A 15,884-nucleotide genomic window follows, 5' to 3' on the forward strand; every position below is an offset into this window, starting at 1 on the left:
AAGATGAAGGACCTCTGGAGGAATACCGCCCTGACCGCCATCGGCGCGTCGCTGCTGTTCGCAGCCTCTGCCTACGCGGCCGACAAGCCAGTGTTGGGCGTCGCCCTGCCCAACCTCACCAACCCCTATTACGTCGCCATGAAGAAGAGCTTCGAGCAGAACGGCGACGCCCAGGGCTTCGAAGTGCGCGTGCTGATCGCCGACAACGACGAGGCCAAGCAGCTGTCGCAGGTGCAGACCTTCGCCCAGCAAGGCATCGCCGCCGTGGCCCTCAACTGCGTGTCGTCCGGCCCGTGCGTCGCGTCGGTTGCCGAGCTGAACCAGGCGAAGATCCCGGTGTTCACCATCAACCTGTTGCCCGATCCGGAAGGCCTCAAGGCGCAGAACCTGACCGTGGTGCAGGCCGTGCAGACCGACCAGAAGGCCGGCGGCGTCTACATCGGCCAGCAGCTGCTGAAGGATATCGGGCCGACTGGCAAGGCCGTCATCGGCATCGTCGGCGAGCCGACGTCGGTCTCGGCCAACACCCGCGACGACGGCTTTAAGGAAGCGCTTGCCTCCAACCCGAACGTCAAGTTCGTGGCGCTGGTCAACGGCAAGGTCGAGGAGACCACCTCGCTGAAGGTGACCACCGAGATGCTGCAGGGCAACCCCGACATCACCGTGGTCTACTCCGACACCGAGCCGGCCGCCCTCGGCGCGATTGCCGCCATCCAGCAGATCGGCCGCGAGGACGTGAAGCTCTACGCCTTCGTCGACAAGCTCGGCGTCAAGCATATCGAGGAGAACTCGATCCTGAAGGCCGGCGCCATCCAGGAACCGGCCAAGCTCGCCCAGATCCAGGTGGAGAACATCAAGAAGTATCTCGCTGGCGAGAAGCTGGCCCCGGTGGTCGACAGCCCGCCGCTGCTCGTCAACAAGGATAATGCGGCCGAAACAGTCGACAAAGCCTACTGAGCCGCCTGAAACTCTACTGGAGTGGACATCTAGCTTCGAGCTCTGCGCTTCCGGTGCTCACGGACAGATAGTCCGCTCCGGTTCTCGAACTCATCGCTATCTGCCTCACTCCAGCGAGTTTCGAGCCAGGCTTTGAACAAAACAAACGTTGAGCCAGCAACAGCGTCGCGCGGACCTCAGGGCCCGCGCGCCCATCATCGCGATAGAGGAGGGGCGGGGGCATGACCACGGCGAACAGCTACAAGGCGGAGGGCATCGTGAAGGCCTTTGCCGGCGTCGTTGTGCTGCACGGCGTCGACTTCGAGGTTCGGCCCGGCACGATCCACGGCCTTCTCGGCCACAACGGCGCCGGCAAGTCGACGCTGCTCAAGATCCTGGCCGGCGCCCAGCCGCTCGATCGCGGCACGCTGTCGATCGGCGAGGAGATACTGTCGTTCGGTTCGCCGCGCGAGGCGCTCGCCAAGGGGATCGGCTGCGTCTACCAGGAGCTTCGCCTCATCCCCAACCTGACGGTGGCCGAGAACCTGTTCCTCGGCCGCGAAAGGGTACGGCGCGGCTTCCGAGACGCCGCCGCCATGAACGATTACACGCGCGATCTGCTGACCTCCTATGGCCTTGCCATCGACGTGACGCGGCCGGTGAAAGAGCTTTCCCACCCGGAGAAGCAGCTGATCGAGGTGATCGCCAATCTCGACGGCAAGGCGCGCTTCCTGTTCCTCGACGAGCCGACCACGGCGCTCGACGGCCGCCAGTCCAAGGACTTGCTCGACAGCGTCCGCCGTATCGCCGAGGAGCGGCACATCGGCATCGTGCTGGTCTCCCACAAGCTCGATGAGGTGCTGCCGGTCACCGACGAGGTCACCGTGCTCTCAGGCGGGCGCGTCGTCTATCGCGACCGGGGCGGCGCCGCCAACAAGCAGGCGATCGTCGATGCCATCGTCGGCGATGCCGCCCATCCCCGCTCCGGCCCCAAGGCGGGGCGGCGCGTTGCCGAGGGCGAGATCGCCGTTTCGGTGCGCGGGCTCGCCGGCAAGCGGCTCAAGGGCGTCGATCTCCAGGCGCGCCGGGGCGAGGTGCTCGGCCTCTATGGCCTCGTCGGCGCCGGCCGTACCCGTTTCCTCCGCTCGCTCTACGGCTTGGAGCCGGTGCTGTCCGGCAGCATCGAACTCGGCGGCCGACCTTACAAGCCGACCAACGCGGCGGGCGCCATCGCCAAGGGCATCGCCTTCCTGACCGAGGAGCGCAAGATCGACGGTTTCGTGCCGATGATGTCGGCTTGGAAGAACGTGGTGCTGTCGACGCTTCACCGCTACCGTTCGGGTGGGCTCGTCAATGTGGCCGGCGCGCATGCCTCGGCGCTGACGACGCTGAACAGGATCGGCACGCTCGGCCGGTTCGACGCGCCGGCGCGCTCGCTGTCGGGCGGCAATCAGCAGAAGGTGCTGCTCGGCCGCATCATCGAGCAGAACGCTGATCTGGTGCTGCTCGACGAGCCGACCAAGGGTGTCGACATCGGCGCCAAGTCGGACATCTACGACATCATCCGGCGCCTCGCCGACGAAGGCCGCTGCATCATCGTGGTTTCCAGCGAGGAGGAGGAGCTGATGGAGGTGTGCGACCGCGTCGCCATTTTCCGGCAAGGCCGCTGCGACGGGGAGACCAGGCCGATCGGCGAATGGTCGCTCGGCAAGCTGCGCGAAGCCGCCTGGGCCCACGCCGCATGACGGCCCTGTCCGCCTCCCTGTTCGCCGCCGATCCGCTGCGCCTCTCCGAGGAGATCGAGGCGGTGGCCGCTTACGTCGAGTCCTTCCACCTCGACATCATGGATGGGGTGTTCGCCCCCGAGTTCGGCCTGAGCGGCCGGCTGATCGGCGATCTGGCACGGGTGACCAACAGGCCGCTCGACGTCCACCTGATGGTGAGCGATCCGCGTAGCGCCATTGTTCGCTATGCCGAGCTGGGCGTGCGCTCGATCGCCGTTCACATCGAGGGGGAGGCTGATTTTGCCGAGGCGGCGGCCATCGTCCGCTCGAACGGCGGCCGGCTGTTGGCTGCTATCCGCCACACCACGCCGGTCGCCCGCCTCGATGAGGTGGCGGAAAGCGTCGACGGCATCCTGTTCATGACGGCGCCGCTCGGCGGCGGGGCGTTCGACGACACCGCGTTCATCCGCCTTGCCGAGCGACCCCGGCATCTGCCGACCACCGTCGACGGGCGCATCGAGGCCGGCCATTTCCAGCTTCTCACGGGCCTCGGCGTCGATCTGGCGGTGATGGGCGCGGCGCTGTTCGCCGGCGGGCGGGCGGGCGAGCAGGCGCGTCTTTATGCCGACCAGTTGGCGGGGCAGGGCCTCGCTTCGGGCGCCGCCTGCTGACCGGCTCACCGCCGCAGACCACCACGGAAACCTCGAATCCTTAGCGTCGAGCCGACAGCGTCGGACCGGTCAGGCGTCCTGGCGCGCCAGCGATGCGAGGACGAGATGCCCGTTGTACCGACCTATCAAGACCGTGGCATTGCGCTGCAGCCGGGGCTGAACTTCCGCGACAACACCCACGCCACCGGCGAGATGTTTGGCTCCCAGGTGGGCGAGGCGCTGGTGAAGGCCGGCCAGGGTGTCGGCGACCTGGGTCGTGCCGTGGCCGAGGTGAAGGATCTCGATGCCACCAACGAGGCCAAGGACAGCCACAACGGGCTGATCGAGCAGGTGCGCGCGCTCGGCTATGGCGAGGGTGGCTATCTCGGCACCTCCGGCCGCAGCGCGGTGGAGGGCTATACTGGCTACGAGGCGGCGGTGCGTCAGGCGGTGAAGGATGGCGCCAAGGGGTTGTCGCCGCTGGCGCTCGCCAAATACATGGATGCCGCCAATGCCACGGCTCAGGGGGCGCTCGCCACCGGTGAGGCGCATGCCATGGAAGGGCGCAAGGCGTGGACGGTGAAGACCGGAGAGGCGCGGATCGCGGCCTTCCAGGGCAATGCCGTCGCGCAGCGGGATGATCCCAATGCCGTGACCGAGAACACTCTCGCCGCGCTCACCGAGTATCGCGAGATCGGCAAGCTGATGGGTTGGCCGGAAGGCGAGGTGACCGACAAGGGGTTGGGCCTCGTTTCGGGCGTCTACGAGGATATTGCGCTCAAGAAGGCGACGACCGATCTGGTTGGGGCGATGGCCTTCGTCAAGGAAAACGCGCCGATGTTCACCGACGAGGCGCGCAAAAGGCTCGATGCCGGCGTCGGCGCGGCGGCGCTCGATGAGGAAACGCGGCGGGGCGCGCTGGCCTTCGTATCGGGAAAGCGGGCGTCGCCCGACGCGCCGGATATGACCGCTGCACCGTCTCCAGCAAACAGCGAACAGCCGGACGCGCAGCGCCCCGGCCCGACGCTGAAGCGCGCCGCGCTGCTCGATCATGCGGCCGCGGGAACCGATCCTTCGATGGTTCTGGGCCTCGACAACGGTTTTGCCGGCAACCTCTCGGCCTTCATCGAGGATGCGCCGGCGGAAATACGGCCGGGGCTTCGCCTCGAATTCTCGGGCCGTGCGGGCGATGGACAGCCGGACGCGCCCACCAACACACCGAGGGCCGCCAACCTCACCTTCAACGGCGACCGCCTCGATGCGGCGCCGTCGGCCGTGCAGGACTGGGCGCTGCGCACTGCCGGCAAATATGGTTTGCGTCTGCCCGCCGGTATCGGGCTGCAGGCGGGGGACCCGAATAGCGGGCGGCTGGTGGCGGCGTCCGACGGCGTGTCGGCGCGCGCAGCAATGCCATCGTTGGCCAACGCCGAAGATTATCTCCAGACCATTCCCGATCCGCGCCGCCGGGAGCTTGCCCGCCAGACTATCCTCGATGCCTGGGAATTGCGCAGCCGCGAGGAGGGCGAGCGGCAGTCGGCGGCCAAGGCCGAGCTGTGGCGGCAGATCGACAGCGGCGCGACGCCGGACGACATTCCCTTCGACGTGCGCCAGGCGGCCGGCATGGATGCGATGACGGCGGCGCGAACCTATTACAGCAAGAAACTGGCGGACCAGGCCATCGTCACCGATCCGGTAATCCTGCGTGACCTGCGCCTCACGGCTGCGTCGAGGCCGCAGTATTTCGCCAATCTCGACCTCAGCGATTACAGGCATTCGTTGAGCGACGGCGATTATCGGGACATGACCGAGAAGCAAGCCGGCATCATCGAGAACGATCGCGCGGCGCGCGAGAAGGGGCCGGATCTCGTCACCGCATTCGACATGGCGCAAACGCAGCTCGATGCGGCCGGCATGCTGAAACCCAAGAAGGAGCAAACCGAAGAGGACCGCCAGCGGCTGGCCCGCTTCCAGAACGATCTCTACGGGGAGATTGCCGCCCTTCAGGCAGAAAAGCCGGGACACGTACCCAATCCGCTCGATTTCCGGTGGGTCATCAACAAGTTGTTGCTGCCAATCCTCATCAAGACGCCCGGCGTACTGTGGGACAGCGAGACGCCGGCTCGCCTGTTCGATGCCAAACACCTCAAGGACGGGCAGACCTACGAGGTCAACGTCCTGCCGGAGGATATTCCCGTCGACCTGCGCGGCGGGATCCGCAAGGAACTCCAGTGGGAGCTTGATGGGGAGCCGACCGATAAGCAGGTCGGGGCGGAATATGCGGCGATGGTTTTGGGCAAGCCGTCGCCTTTTGCCGGCACACGAAGAAAACGGGAGGAAGTTGCTATGGGTATCCGACGGGACGCCGCCCTCAAGGGGCGGTAGGGGACAGGCTGCATATCGGAGCGACTGCTCAGGTGTTCTTGCTGCTTATTCCTTGCCGGATCTGCAAGACCATGTCCTTGAAGTATCCGTATATGGATATGACCAGGGACACGAGGTGCCTGATGACGAAGACGGAGACGACGACGATCCCCTTCTTGATGAGGTTCCTCAGAAAGTAGATCAAGGCGATTAAGGCGATGCCGGCTGCCGATATCTCCGCATAATCGATCAGGGTATATTTCTTCGGGACGTACATATTCTCGGGGGTTGGAGCAATGATCCAATCGTCGTTCGATAGTTCGAGGAGGCGATCATAAGGGTCAGGAGGCTTCGGAGCCTTAAGAGCTTTCTCAAGGTCGCTGACGGGGTCAGCGTGCACGCCGGGCGCCGAGCTGACGAACAGGAGCGTCACCATCATCGCGACTTTCCAAACCGACATTCCCTTGCCAAATGTCATGTTGCCACCTGTCTCGATTGGCTGCCCGCTTTCACGCCGGCCAGAGCTCGCCTGTCTGCTTAGCCTGTTCAAGACAGGCAGGCTGGCGCTGCTTGCTTAATAACTCGGTGTGCCTAGGAAGCCGAACGCCTAGGGGTGCGTAGCGCCGACGTACACGAGATAGCTCCATATCAGCATGACGACGACGCCTGTGCCGAGCCCGGCCGTCGGCACGGATGCCTTCCGCATGCGCCTGACGATCGCGAAAAAGAGCAGTGAGATGAGAAACAGACCTACGGTGAAGCCCACCCGCTCGCCGATGAACCTTGATACTCCGAACGGACGATCTGGAATGCTCTGGCCTGTCGCCACGGCCATGACCGCCGTTATGACCAGTGACAGGCCGAACAGAGTGAGTATGCACTTGTTTCGGCCGCTGCCCTTTGGCGCGGCAACCTGTTGAGCTGCCTCTTGCGCTGCGTCCTGCACGTCTACCTCCACTCATTTACTGTTGTTTTCGATTGGTCTTCACCCAATCCAGATATTCCTTGCGGCAGGCCGCCTTCAGAACCTCATCCTCCAGGAAAGGAATGACGCGCACCGACATGACGAAAGCGTGCCGGCTGAACTCCATGGTCGACGTCAAGAACAGGACGGATGCCGCGGGGCCCGTGCAGCTTTCGACCTTGAAGATCAGGCTGTCGGTGACATCGGTGACGAACTTGCAGCTCGTGCTGTCCTGGATTTCAAAGGCGAACTTGCCCGCTTCGCCCTTCACGACCTTGGCAACGTCGTCGGGAGACTGACACTCGATGGGCATGTCGAACGCGCCGTTGGGCGTGATCTTCTCCGCCTGGGCCGCCTGAGTTGACAGAAGTGCCGCCGCAACGGCCGCACTGACGATCCATGATCTTCCATCCTGAAAAGCCATGTCGTCTTCCGTCCCCCGCAAGTTACCAACTATGCCTTTCGCCAAGGCGAGTCGGCAACAGGCTGCAACCTTTTAGTGAGTCGTGGTAAATACCGATTGAGCAAGCCTTTGCGGTGGACACCACGGAAACCTGGGGGATTTAGCGTTCGGCCTGATCCTTTTGCGGAGACAGGCCCTTGCCCACCCTAGACGAACTTGCCGCGCTCGACGCGGAGCGGCGCCGGAAACTCCCCGCCGCCGCCGCGATCGTTTTCGACACCGAGCGGGATGACCCGGATGCGGCGGCGCGAGACGTCAGGATCGCCCGCGAACTGTCGCGGGCATCCGGCTATCGGGTGCCGCGTTCGCTCGTCAGCCAATACCGGACCGACTTTCAACAGCTCAGCGCTCAGGAGCGAGCGCGGAAGATTCTCGCGGCTTCGCCGAAAACTGCCGAGTGGTGGATCGATCCCGACAACGCCGCCCAATCTAAGGACGACCTTGAGAGTTTGGCGAGGATCGAGAGGGTGGCCCGCGACGGCTGGGTCAAGCACCTGACGGCGATAGGAGGCAAGACGACTGAGGTTACTGAACGGCCGCTCTCTCGACTTTCCAGCCAAACCGGCTCTTCCAGCGCTTCGGGAAACTTCGACCTCCCGCGCCGCATCAGTCGGGCGCGTTACATGCCGAAGGCAAAAGTCGAGGCGATCAAACGCGACATAGAGAAGCTCGCCGCTGCCGGCGCCTCCTATGCTTCTACGTCGTTTGGTAATGCGCAGGACGCACAGATCGTCATGATGCGCCGAACATTGTCCGAGGTGCTGGAGGGCAGCAAGAGTCCGAGGGACGCACTAGCCCTGTTGCAGCCGAGCTCGGATCCCTTAACCGAAACCGGCAAGGCTGCTCTCAAAGCCGTCGTGGGGGACGGTATAGGTGGGTCTGTCGATTTCGCGGGGTATATGCTTAGTGCCTTATCGGACAGCTTTGTCTACCCAACGGTCGAGGGGCACTTCGATCTCGCGCGACGTATCAGCCGGGCGCGCTATGTGCCCCAGGCTGAGGTGGAGGCGATCAATCAAGACATTGACCGGCTCGCTGCCCAGAACGCTCCCTCCGGGGTGATGTCGTTCGGGCAAGCGCAGGACGCACAGATTGCCATGATGCGACGGATACTGTCGGACGTCTTGGATGGCAGCAAGCAGCCTAGAGATGCCTTCGACCTCCTGCAGCCGATGTTCGGCGGTCTATCGTATCAGGTTACAGAAACGGAAGCTGCCAAGCGCGCCGCCCTTGCACCGCGTATCAGTCAGGCGAAAACTGCATCCAAGCGGGAACTGGCGGCAATTGACCGCGATATTGACCTGCTCCTATCCGGAACGGATAGGGATGTCGTACGCTCGGTGTTGGAAAAGGTGCAGAGTGGCGCGATAGAGTCAGCCGAGGCGTTGGACTCCTTGCAGCGCTGGCTGGACTCCCCGTTCGATACGTTGGGGAAAGACCTGCAACGGGCAGGCGGAACAGTCCAGAAGATTGCCGACGAGCATTTCTCAACGGGCGAGGGCTACGAAAACAGCATCTCCCAAGCCATTGGCAGCGGAATTGGCACCGCAGCTTTGTTAGGGCTCACGGGGTTTTTTGGAGGGGCTGGTTCGGCTGCTTTGCTAGGCGGCATGATGACCGGCGATAAAAGCCTCAATGAAGCGAAAGAAGCCAGGGCCGACAAACGCACCCAAACAAAAGCTGCAGCTGGCGGCTTTTTCTCAGGCGCGATTACCTCGCTACCTCTCGAGCGTCTCCTTTTTGATCCCGTCATCAAAGGGGAGCGCTTTCTAGGCTTTCTGGAATGGTTCGGCAAACGACCCGTAACTGAAGGCACAAAAAACGCCTTTCAGCAGTGGCTTCAAAATGCCGCTGCGATTAACACTTACGATCCGAACCGGAGCTGGAATTTCCAGGTTGGAAACAGCTTTTTGGGCGGAGCATCCGCCGTTGGGCTGTTTGATGCCGTAGGACCCGCGCTCAGATTATTTGCAGGACGGGAGGCTAATGCTCGGACCGCCGAGCATAAGCAGGCGGTGGTAAAGGCAATTTTAGACGAGTCAGCGGGGTCGACGACACGCGAGCGGGCTCCGGAAACCTTTGAGTCCTTTCTGAAGCATTTGAGTAAGGACGGGCCGATTGAATACGTTCACCTTCCCGCCGCGACGTTCGACCAATATTACCGATCGCAGGGCATCGATCCGCTGACGATCATCGATACGTTGACTGGCGTTTCTCGGACCGATTTTGCTGCAGCGATGGCCGCCAGCGGCGATCTCCGCATCCCCACGGCGACCTATGCGACGCGCATCGTCGATGATGCGGACGTGGCGCTGAGGCCGCATCTGCGCGTCGACCCAGCAGATGCGCCCCCGACAGCGCCGGACGCGACCCCGGGTGTACCAGACACGGCCCCGACAGCACCGGAGGCGACTTCACCGCAACAGGACGACACGTACCACGCCGCCACCCAGGAGGTTCACGACGGGACGATCTCCGAGCTTAGCGCTGCCGGTTATTCGCCCGAGGCCGCCGCCAGCGAAGCCCTGTTGCGCTCGACCCTCTACAAGACCATGGCCACGCGTGCCGGCACGAGCCCGATGCCGCCGATCATTCCCGCCAGCCCCGACGCGCTTCTGCAGAGCGACATACCGGCTCTCAACAGCGACAGCCTGATGAATTCCACCTCGCACCTGGCGCTCGACGGGCGCGACAAGGCGGCGCCCCCCAATGTCCTGCCGGAGACGATGAATGACGTCCAAAAGCGCGTCGACCTCAACCCGATATACGGCCCCGAACGACCCAGAAATCACTGGGAAGACTGAGACACAGCACGGCCGGTTCGGGGCCTATGATGGGTCTATCGTCAGGTTGTTCGAGCGCGCCGATCTCACGACGTTGCTGGGCGAACTGGGTGACTTCTTCGCCTCAACAGTCATGAACGCGCCGGGACAGGCGACGAGGGGAGAACCGTTCGCCCGTGCCTTCGAGGCCCATCTTCTGAAAGGCAAGACGCCCGCCGACGACCAGCGCGAGGCTTTTCCCTCGTTTCAGGCGTGGCTGGTGGAACTCTACCGGACGATGCGCGGGCTTGGCGTTGCCATGAAGCCCGAGGTTGCCGACGTGTTCGACCGGTTGCTGGCCGTCGAGCTGGCGCTGGCCGAGGCACGCCGGGCGGCCGGCGATCGCGGGCCGGTGTCGCCGGATCTCAAGGAAAAGCGGGCGGCGGCCGAGGAGGAGGCCGAGGATCGGCTGACGCGGGAGATAATGCGGCCGGTGGGGGTGGCGCGGGAGAAGGGGTATCGCGAGGAGCTGGCGGCCGCGACGCGAGAAGCGGAGGGCCGGATCAACGCGCTGCCGATCTATCGGGCGATCGAGTGGCTGACCAATCGTCGCTGGTTGGGTGGGGAACCGCCGGCACTGCCGATGATCAGGCTGTCGCGGCCCATTCTGGTCGAGCGCTATGGCGAGGCGGTGCTCGGCGCACTGCCGCGTGGGCGGTTCACCGCTTATGCCGCGACGGGCGGTGTCGACCCCGACGAGGCGGCCGGGCTGTTCGGTTTTTCGAGCGGCGACGAGATGATCCAGGCGATCGCCCTGGTGCCGAAGCGCGAGGCGACGATTGCGGTCGAGGCCAAGCGGCTGATGGTGGAGCGCCATGGCGATCCGCTGGTTGACGGCACATTGCCGGAGAAGGCGCTGGCCGCCATTCACGGCGGGCGCATGGTGGAATGGCTGGCCGCCGAGCTGAAGGCGCTGGCCGGCCCGGCTGGCGAGGCACAGCCCATCACCGCCGAGGGGGCGGCGGAATTCGCCCGTAATGCCCTGGTCGACACGCCGGTGCGCGACGCCATTGATGCCCGTCGCCATCTGGTGGCCGAGCGGCGGGCCGGCGAGGAAGTGGCCAAGCTCTCGGCCCCGGGCGACGATCAGGAGAGGGCCAGGAAGATCTACGATGCCCGGCGGCGGCAGTTGCTCAACGTAGCGCTCTACGCGGAAGCGCGGCGGATTGCCGACGATCTCCAGGCGGCGGAGGAGATGGTGCGCCGTCTCGACCGGCCCGAGCGGCCGGAGGTGACCACCGGCGTCGACGGCTGGCCGGCCATCGATGCCATCCTCGACCGCTATCAGTTCCGCCGCACCGATGACCCCGCGCCGCGTGGCGCGGTGGCCGCCTTCGTGAAGGCGATGACGGCGGCGGGGCGGGAGAACGAATTGGCGCTGGCCGACGCCGTGCTGGCGGATAGTGAGAGCAAGCCCTATCGCGAACTGCCGATCGGCAAGCTCAAGGCGGTGGTGGCTGCCATCGACAACATCGAACACGCCATGGGGCGCAACGACGCGCTGGTGGATGCGCGCGGGCGGCAAAGCCTCGGCACGGCGGCCAAGGGCATCTCCAAAGCGCTGGCGCGGGCGAAGGGCGGGGTGGGGCGCCGCTCGGTCGATCTCGGCCGCGCCGCCACCGAGGTGTTGCGCGAGATCGACGGCCGCGATGCCGGGCCGGCTTTTGCCGCGCTGAAGGCGCCTATCGATGCCGCTCTTAAGGCGCTGAAGGAGCGCCGGCAACAGGCGGCGGCGGACATCGCGGCGCTCTATGCGCCCTATGACGGACGGGAACGGCGGGCGATGGGCGTGCGGCGGTTCCTGCCGGCGCTGGGGCGGTCGCTGTCGCGCTGGGAGATGATCGTCCTCGCTCTCAACGCCGGCAACGAGGCTGGGTACGCGGGGCTGATCGGTGAGGCCGGGTTTACGCCGGAGGTGGTGGCGATGGTGCTTGCCGCGCTCGACGGGCGGGATGCGCGCTTCATCGCGGCGGTGTGGGGCTATCTTGACAGATTCCGGAGCGAGATCGCCGCTTGCCAGCGGCGGGTAACCGGCGTGTCGCCCAAGTGGGGGGACGCGCGGCCGGTGACCGTGGGCGGCGTGGCGCTGAAGGGCGGCTTTTATCCGCAGGTTGTGGAGGGCGACTTTGCCGCCGACGTGCTGGCCGGCCGCTTTGCCAAGGCGATGGTTCAGGGTGGCGAGGCGGATGGGGTCGTCGATCTCGACCTCACGGCGTTGCACGCCTTTGTCGATCGGTTGCTGCATGATCTCTGGCTGTCCGAGTCGCTGAGCAACGCCGGGCGACTGCTGGGGCAGGCGCGCGAGGCTTTCACCGTCAACGGCCGGGGGGACGACCTCGAAACGCTGGCGGCCTGGCTCGACGACGTCGCGGCCGGCGATCTCCAGCCGGCGGATTTCCTGCTGCGCATGGCGGCGGCCGAAGGGGGCGATCCCCTGGCCCTGCGGCTTGCGCGGGATATGGCGGCGGCGCTGATGGAGGCGGCCGGTTTGCCCGAGGCGATGACGGCCCTGGGCGAGGCGGCGTTCGCGGTGGGCGCCAGCGGCTCATTCGTCCCCGGCGTCGGTGACCGGATTGCCGAGCGGTCAACGCTGATGGCCGGGCGGCGGGCCGCGGCGGCCAAGCGCGGCGCGGCGGGGCTCGAGGATGTGGCGGCCTGGCTGATCCGTCGCGCCCGCTGGCATTTCATCGATGTTCCCGCGTGGATCGCCGGCTACCGCGAAGGGCTTGCCCGGTTCGGCACCGACGCCAAGGCCGTGGCCGAGGGCGACGGCTGGGCGCGGCGGGCAGGGACGACACCAAGCGGCAAGGCCGAGGCGGCGGTGAAGACGATGGTCGCGGCCTTCTTTCACGCCCATCCCAACGCGGCGAGCGCGGCGGGCGACCTCACGCGCGCCCTCGGCGCTTCCCTGCTGTTTGCCCGCGAACGGGCGATGCTGGCGGCGGCGCGCGGCGCGGACGGCGGCTTCAGCCTGATCGGATCGGCGCCGGCCATCGGCGATGCCGCGCCCGACCCGGCGGACGGCGCGGCCCGGGCGACCATGTGGGCGCCGCTGGCCGAGGATATCGAGGGCGCGGGGGATGAAAAGACAACGCGATCGGCCATGATGACCGCCGCGCTTCTGATCGATGCACCGCCGTCCCTGGCGATCGGACATGTGTTCGGCGCAATGAAACAAACCCTCGCGAGATAGGGTCTGCAAAAGCTGGACCAGCGCTTTGTGTCGAAGGCAATGCGGCGCTTTTCTTTCCTGGTGTCGCATCGTTTTGCAGAAAGCCGGTTCTCCCTTTTCCGCACGATGCTTTTGTGAGGCCCGCCGATGACTATTGCGAGCGAAGCAAACCGCTCCGGCCCCTATCTCTGCAACGGGGCGACGACCCATTTTCCATATGCGTTCCGGATCTACGACGCGGCGCATATCCGCGTCATCCTGACCGATCCCCTGGGCATCGAGACGACGCTGGCGCTGGCAACCGACTACACCGTGTCCGGCGTCGGCGACAGCGGCGGCGGGGCTGTTCAGACGGCCACCGCCTATGCGTCGGGCTATCGGGTGACGCTGATCCTGAATGTTCCGTTTACCCAGGAAACCGATCTCGAAAACCAGGGTGCCTATTTCGCCGAAACGATCGAGCGGGCGATCGACCTCCAGACGCAGATGTCGCTGCAGCTGAAGGAACTCATCGCCCGCGCCATGGTGCTGCCAGTCACGTCGTCCATCACCTCGGAGGCGCTGACGTCTGCCGTCCTGTCCCTATCAGCGATACAGTCCCAGATGCTGGCTCTGGTTGGCATTTCGGCGGATATCCAGACGGTGGCGGACATTGCGGACGATGTAGTGGCGGCCCATGGGAACGCCATCACTGCTGCCACCGCAGCCGACGTTTCGGTGGCAGCAGCCGTATCGACCAGTGGATCGGTTGCCGAGGCAACCAATCAGGCCGCCGCCGCTCACTCATCCGCCGAAAGCGCGACCACGACGCTTCTCGCCCTATCCGGCGCGCTGACGACGCTTGCCGGTGCGTTCTCAGTCGACGCCAACGGTCATCTCAAAGTCACCTATGCCGAGACTGCCATCAGCGACATCCATGTCAGCGACGCGTCCGGCCATCTTCTAATCAGCTACGGAGACGCGGCATGACCACGACTTCAGACCTTGGACGTGTCCGCCCCATTCATCGAGGCGCTTGGAGCGCCGCGGCGCCTTATGAGCCGTTGGACATCGTCACCTACAACAACCGCAGCTATTTTTGCGTCCAGGCTGCGACGGCAGTTCTGCCGACGAACACAACTTACTGGGCTATTGTTGCGGAGCCTACCGGCGTCACCATCTCTGTAGGTAAAGGGTTGATGATCGATGGGGTTGAGGCTGGCAGCGCCGATCTCTCGAATAACAGGCTTTTCAAGCTGTCCGTTCTGCCGGAGACCAAGGCGAGCAAGCGCAATCGCCACCTGAACCCAGCTTTTCAGGTTTGTCAAGACAGGGCGACAGGTGCAAGTACTGTCATTAGTTCGGGATCGGCTTACGCATTCGATGGGGCATACGTTTTCGCCTCCGGCGGCGGTGCTCTAACCTGCCAGCAAGCATTGAAGACATCGCCGGGCGGTTCACCGTGCCGCCTACGCTGCACCGCTACGACGGCGGACGCCGCGATTGCGGCCAGCGATAACTATGCGGCCGTATTTCCTATCGAAGGCGTAAATATTGCCGACCTATTGTTTGGTACGGCAAACGCCAAGTCTTTTGTCTGGCGTGGAGTGGTGAACCTTCCGGCTGGTACTTACGGCCTGTCGTTTTACAACCAGTCCGCTACTCGCTCCTATGTGACTATGTTCACCATAGCGACCGGTGGCGTTGACACCCTTGTGACGGCTGTTGTTCCTGGTGATACGTCTGGAACATGGGTCTTAGATACATCGGGGGCCGGCGTAATTGCTCGCATTTGCTTTGCCGCAGGGACAACGTGGCAAACGGCGACGCCGGGAGCGTGGAATGCCGGGAACTTTATTACGACATCCGCTCAAACTAATAGCATGTCCGCTATCAACAACGTTTTCGAGGTGTGTGACATAGGCCTGTACAAGGGCGTTGAATTACCAGATTGGGAACTAGGTTCCTATGCTGATGATTTGATGGCATGTCGTAGGTACTATGCCTCAATGGTCTTCAGCATCAGAGCTAATTGTACTTCCGCGTATAACGTCCATAGCGGAAATGGATATTTTCCTGTTACTATGAGGACTAATCCATCAATCAGTATAACGCCTGGGACAAGGTCAAATATTGGTAGTCTGGTGTATACGACCCAGACTGAAGACTCTTTCCTAGCGGAGATGGTGAGCGCGGCCGGTGGAGACACACTTGCTATTAATGAAAGAATATTTGGAAACGCGAGGGTATAAATGATTACGGAAGTGAAGTACACGGGAAAAGAGGGGAGCCGTATCGACATCACTCTCGATGACGGCGCGGTGTGGACCGATGACGCCTCGCTCCCCGCCGATACGGACCTCCGTCGCCAGTTGGCGGAGTGGATCGCAGCGGGGAATGTGATCGCGCTGCATTTGTCTTCATTTGCCTCTGCGCGAGACGCCAAGCTCGCCGCCATCGTGGCGGCGGCCGGTGCCCTTCTTTCGGTTGGCGCGCCGGTGTCCGACGGTCTGCATATCGCCCTCGACGATGGAAGCCGGGCAGACTTGACGGCCATGGCGGCCACGGCCACAGCGGCGGCCAGCGGTGCCGTCTCCTGGCCGGAAAGCTACTCGCGCGGCTGGATCTCGATCGAGAATGTCCGTATCCCGCTCGCCACGCCGGCCGCCGGCCTGGCTCTCGCTGCGTTGGTCGGCGACTACTACGCCGCGCTCATCCAGCACCGGCGCGACCTGAAAGACGCGGCTCTCGCGGCTGAGGACGCCGCCGCGCTCGACGCGATCGACGTCGCCGCCGGCTGGTCGGTCTCATAG

12 protein-coding genes are annotated in these 15,884 nt (G+C 64.3%); 9 read left to right on the forward strand and 3 right to left on the reverse strand.

What is annotated here, in order from left to right; translation table 11 throughout:
• Window positions 1–3: 3 nt before the first annotated feature.
• From AB6N07_RS09450 to AB6N07_RS09465, 4 genes are all read left to right on the forward strand, one after another.
• Window positions 4–957 carry a substrate-binding domain-containing protein gene (locus AB6N07_RS09450; protein WP_370677546.1) on the forward strand — a complete coding sequence of 318 codons (954 nt, stop codon included), beginning with the start codon at window positions 4–6 and terminating at the stop codon, window positions 955–957.
• A 221-nt stretch (window positions 958–1,178) separates the two neighbouring features.
• Window positions 1,179–2,681 (forward strand): sugar ABC transporter ATP-binding protein, encoded by a 1,503-nt coding sequence (locus AB6N07_RS09455; RefSeq protein ID WP_370677547.1) that lies wholly within the window; start codon window positions 1,179–1,181, stop codon window positions 2,679–2,681.
• A complete protein-coding gene (locus AB6N07_RS09460) occupies window positions 2,678–3,331 on the forward strand; it encodes a hypothetical protein (RefSeq protein ID WP_370677548.1) in 654 nt (217 codons plus the stop codon). Before AB6N07_RS09455 ends, AB6N07_RS09460 begins: the two co-directional genes overlap by 4 nt.
• 105 nt (window positions 3,332–3,436) lie before the next feature.
• Window positions 3,437–5,692, forward strand: coding sequence for a hypothetical protein (locus AB6N07_RS09465; protein WP_370677549.1), 2,256 nt, complete (start codon window positions 3,437–3,439; stop codon window positions 5,690–5,692).
• 28 nt (window positions 5,693–5,720) lie between these two features.
• Here AB6N07_RS09465 and AB6N07_RS09470 read toward each other — a convergent pair whose 3' ends face one another.
• From AB6N07_RS09470 to AB6N07_RS09480, 3 genes are all read right to left on the reverse strand, one after another.
• Complete coding sequence (locus tag AB6N07_RS09470; RefSeq protein ID WP_370677550.1) at window positions 5,721–6,149, reverse strand: hypothetical protein; 429 nt, start codon at window positions 6,147–6,149, stop codon at window positions 5,721–5,723.
• A gap of 129 nt (window positions 6,150–6,278) precedes the next feature.
• The gene (locus AB6N07_RS09475) at window positions 6,279–6,617 is read right to left on the reverse strand and encodes a hypothetical protein (RefSeq protein WP_370677551.1); all 339 of its coding nucleotides are present in this window, start codon (window positions 6,615–6,617) and stop codon (window positions 6,279–6,281) included.
• A 16-nt stretch (window positions 6,618–6,633) separates the two neighbouring features.
• On the reverse strand, window positions 6,634–7,059 hold the full coding sequence (locus AB6N07_RS09480; protein WP_370677552.1) for a hypothetical protein: 426 nt from the start codon (window positions 7,057–7,059) through the stop codon (window positions 6,634–6,636).
• 176 nt (window positions 7,060–7,235) lie between these two features.
• Here AB6N07_RS09480 and AB6N07_RS09485 point away from each other — a divergent pair, with 176 nt between their 5' ends.
• From AB6N07_RS09485 to AB6N07_RS09505, 5 genes are all read left to right on the forward strand, one after another.
• On the forward strand, window positions 7,236–9,902 hold the full coding sequence (locus AB6N07_RS09485) for a hypothetical protein (protein ID WP_370677553.1): 2,667 nt from the start codon (window positions 7,236–7,238) through the stop codon (window positions 9,900–9,902).
• Window positions 9,829–13,113: a hypothetical protein gene (locus AB6N07_RS09490; RefSeq protein WP_370677554.1), complete on the forward strand. Its 3,285-nt coding sequence runs from the start codon at window positions 9,829–9,831 to the stop codon at window positions 13,111–13,113. The genes AB6N07_RS09485 and AB6N07_RS09490 overlap by 74 nt, the downstream gene beginning before the upstream one ends.
• Before the next feature lie 126 nt (window positions 13,114–13,239).
• Entirely contained in the window at window positions 13,240–14,061 is an 822-nt protein-coding gene (locus AB6N07_RS09495; protein ID WP_370677555.1) for a hypothetical protein, read from the forward strand.
• Entirely contained in the window at window positions 14,058–15,323 is a 1,266-nt protein-coding gene (locus AB6N07_RS09500) for a hypothetical protein (RefSeq protein WP_370677556.1), read from the forward strand. Before AB6N07_RS09495 ends, AB6N07_RS09500 begins: the two co-directional genes overlap by 4 nt.
• A complete protein-coding gene (locus AB6N07_RS09505; protein ID WP_370677557.1) occupies window positions 15,324–15,884 on the forward strand; it encodes a hypothetical protein in 561 nt (186 codons plus the stop codon).

This window comes from Pleomorphomonas sp. PLEO (genome assembly GCF_041320595.1).
Lineage (GTDB): Bacteria > Pseudomonadota > Alphaproteobacteria > Rhizobiales > Pleomorphomonadaceae > Pleomorphomonas.

What these genes read in the sequence shown, in the direction of transcription:
- AB6N07_RS09470 (WP_370677550.1), bottom strand. Translation starts at nt 6,149, where the DNA reads ATGACATTTGGCAAGGGAATGTCGGTTTGGAAAGTCGCGATGATGGTG.
- AB6N07_RS09480 (WP_370677552.1), bottom strand. Translation starts at nt 7,059, where the DNA reads ATGGCTTTTCAGGATGGAAGATCATGGATCGTCAGTGCGGCCGTTGCG.
- AB6N07_RS09505 (WP_370677557.1), top strand. Translation starts at nt 15,324, where the DNA reads ATGATTACGGAAGTGAAGTACACGGGAAAAGAGGGGAGCCGTATCGAC.
- AB6N07_RS09500 (WP_370677556.1), top strand. Translation starts at nt 14,058, where the DNA reads ATGACCACGACTTCAGACCTTGGACGTGTCCGCCCCATTCATCGAGGC.
- AB6N07_RS09465 (WP_370677549.1), top strand. Translation starts at nt 3,437, where the DNA reads ATGCCCGTTGTACCGACCTATCAAGACCGTGGCATTGCGCTGCAGCCG.
- AB6N07_RS09455 (WP_370677547.1), top strand. Translation starts at nt 1,179, where the DNA reads ATGACCACGGCGAACAGCTACAAGGCGGAGGGCATCGTGAAGGCCTTT.
- AB6N07_RS09460 (WP_370677548.1), top strand. Translation starts at nt 2,678, where the DNA reads ATGACGGCCCTGTCCGCCTCCCTGTTCGCCGCCGATCCGCTGCGCCTC.
- AB6N07_RS09495 (WP_370677555.1), top strand. Translation starts at nt 13,240, where the DNA reads ATGACTATTGCGAGCGAAGCAAACCGCTCCGGCCCCTATCTCTGCAAC.
- AB6N07_RS09490 (WP_370677554.1), top strand. Translation starts at nt 9,829, where the DNA reads ATGACGTCCAAAAGCGCGTCGACCTCAACCCGATATACGGCCCCGAAC.
- AB6N07_RS09450 (WP_370677546.1), top strand. Translation starts at nt 4, where the DNA reads ATGAAGGACCTCTGGAGGAATACCGCCCTGACCGCCATCGGCGCGTCG.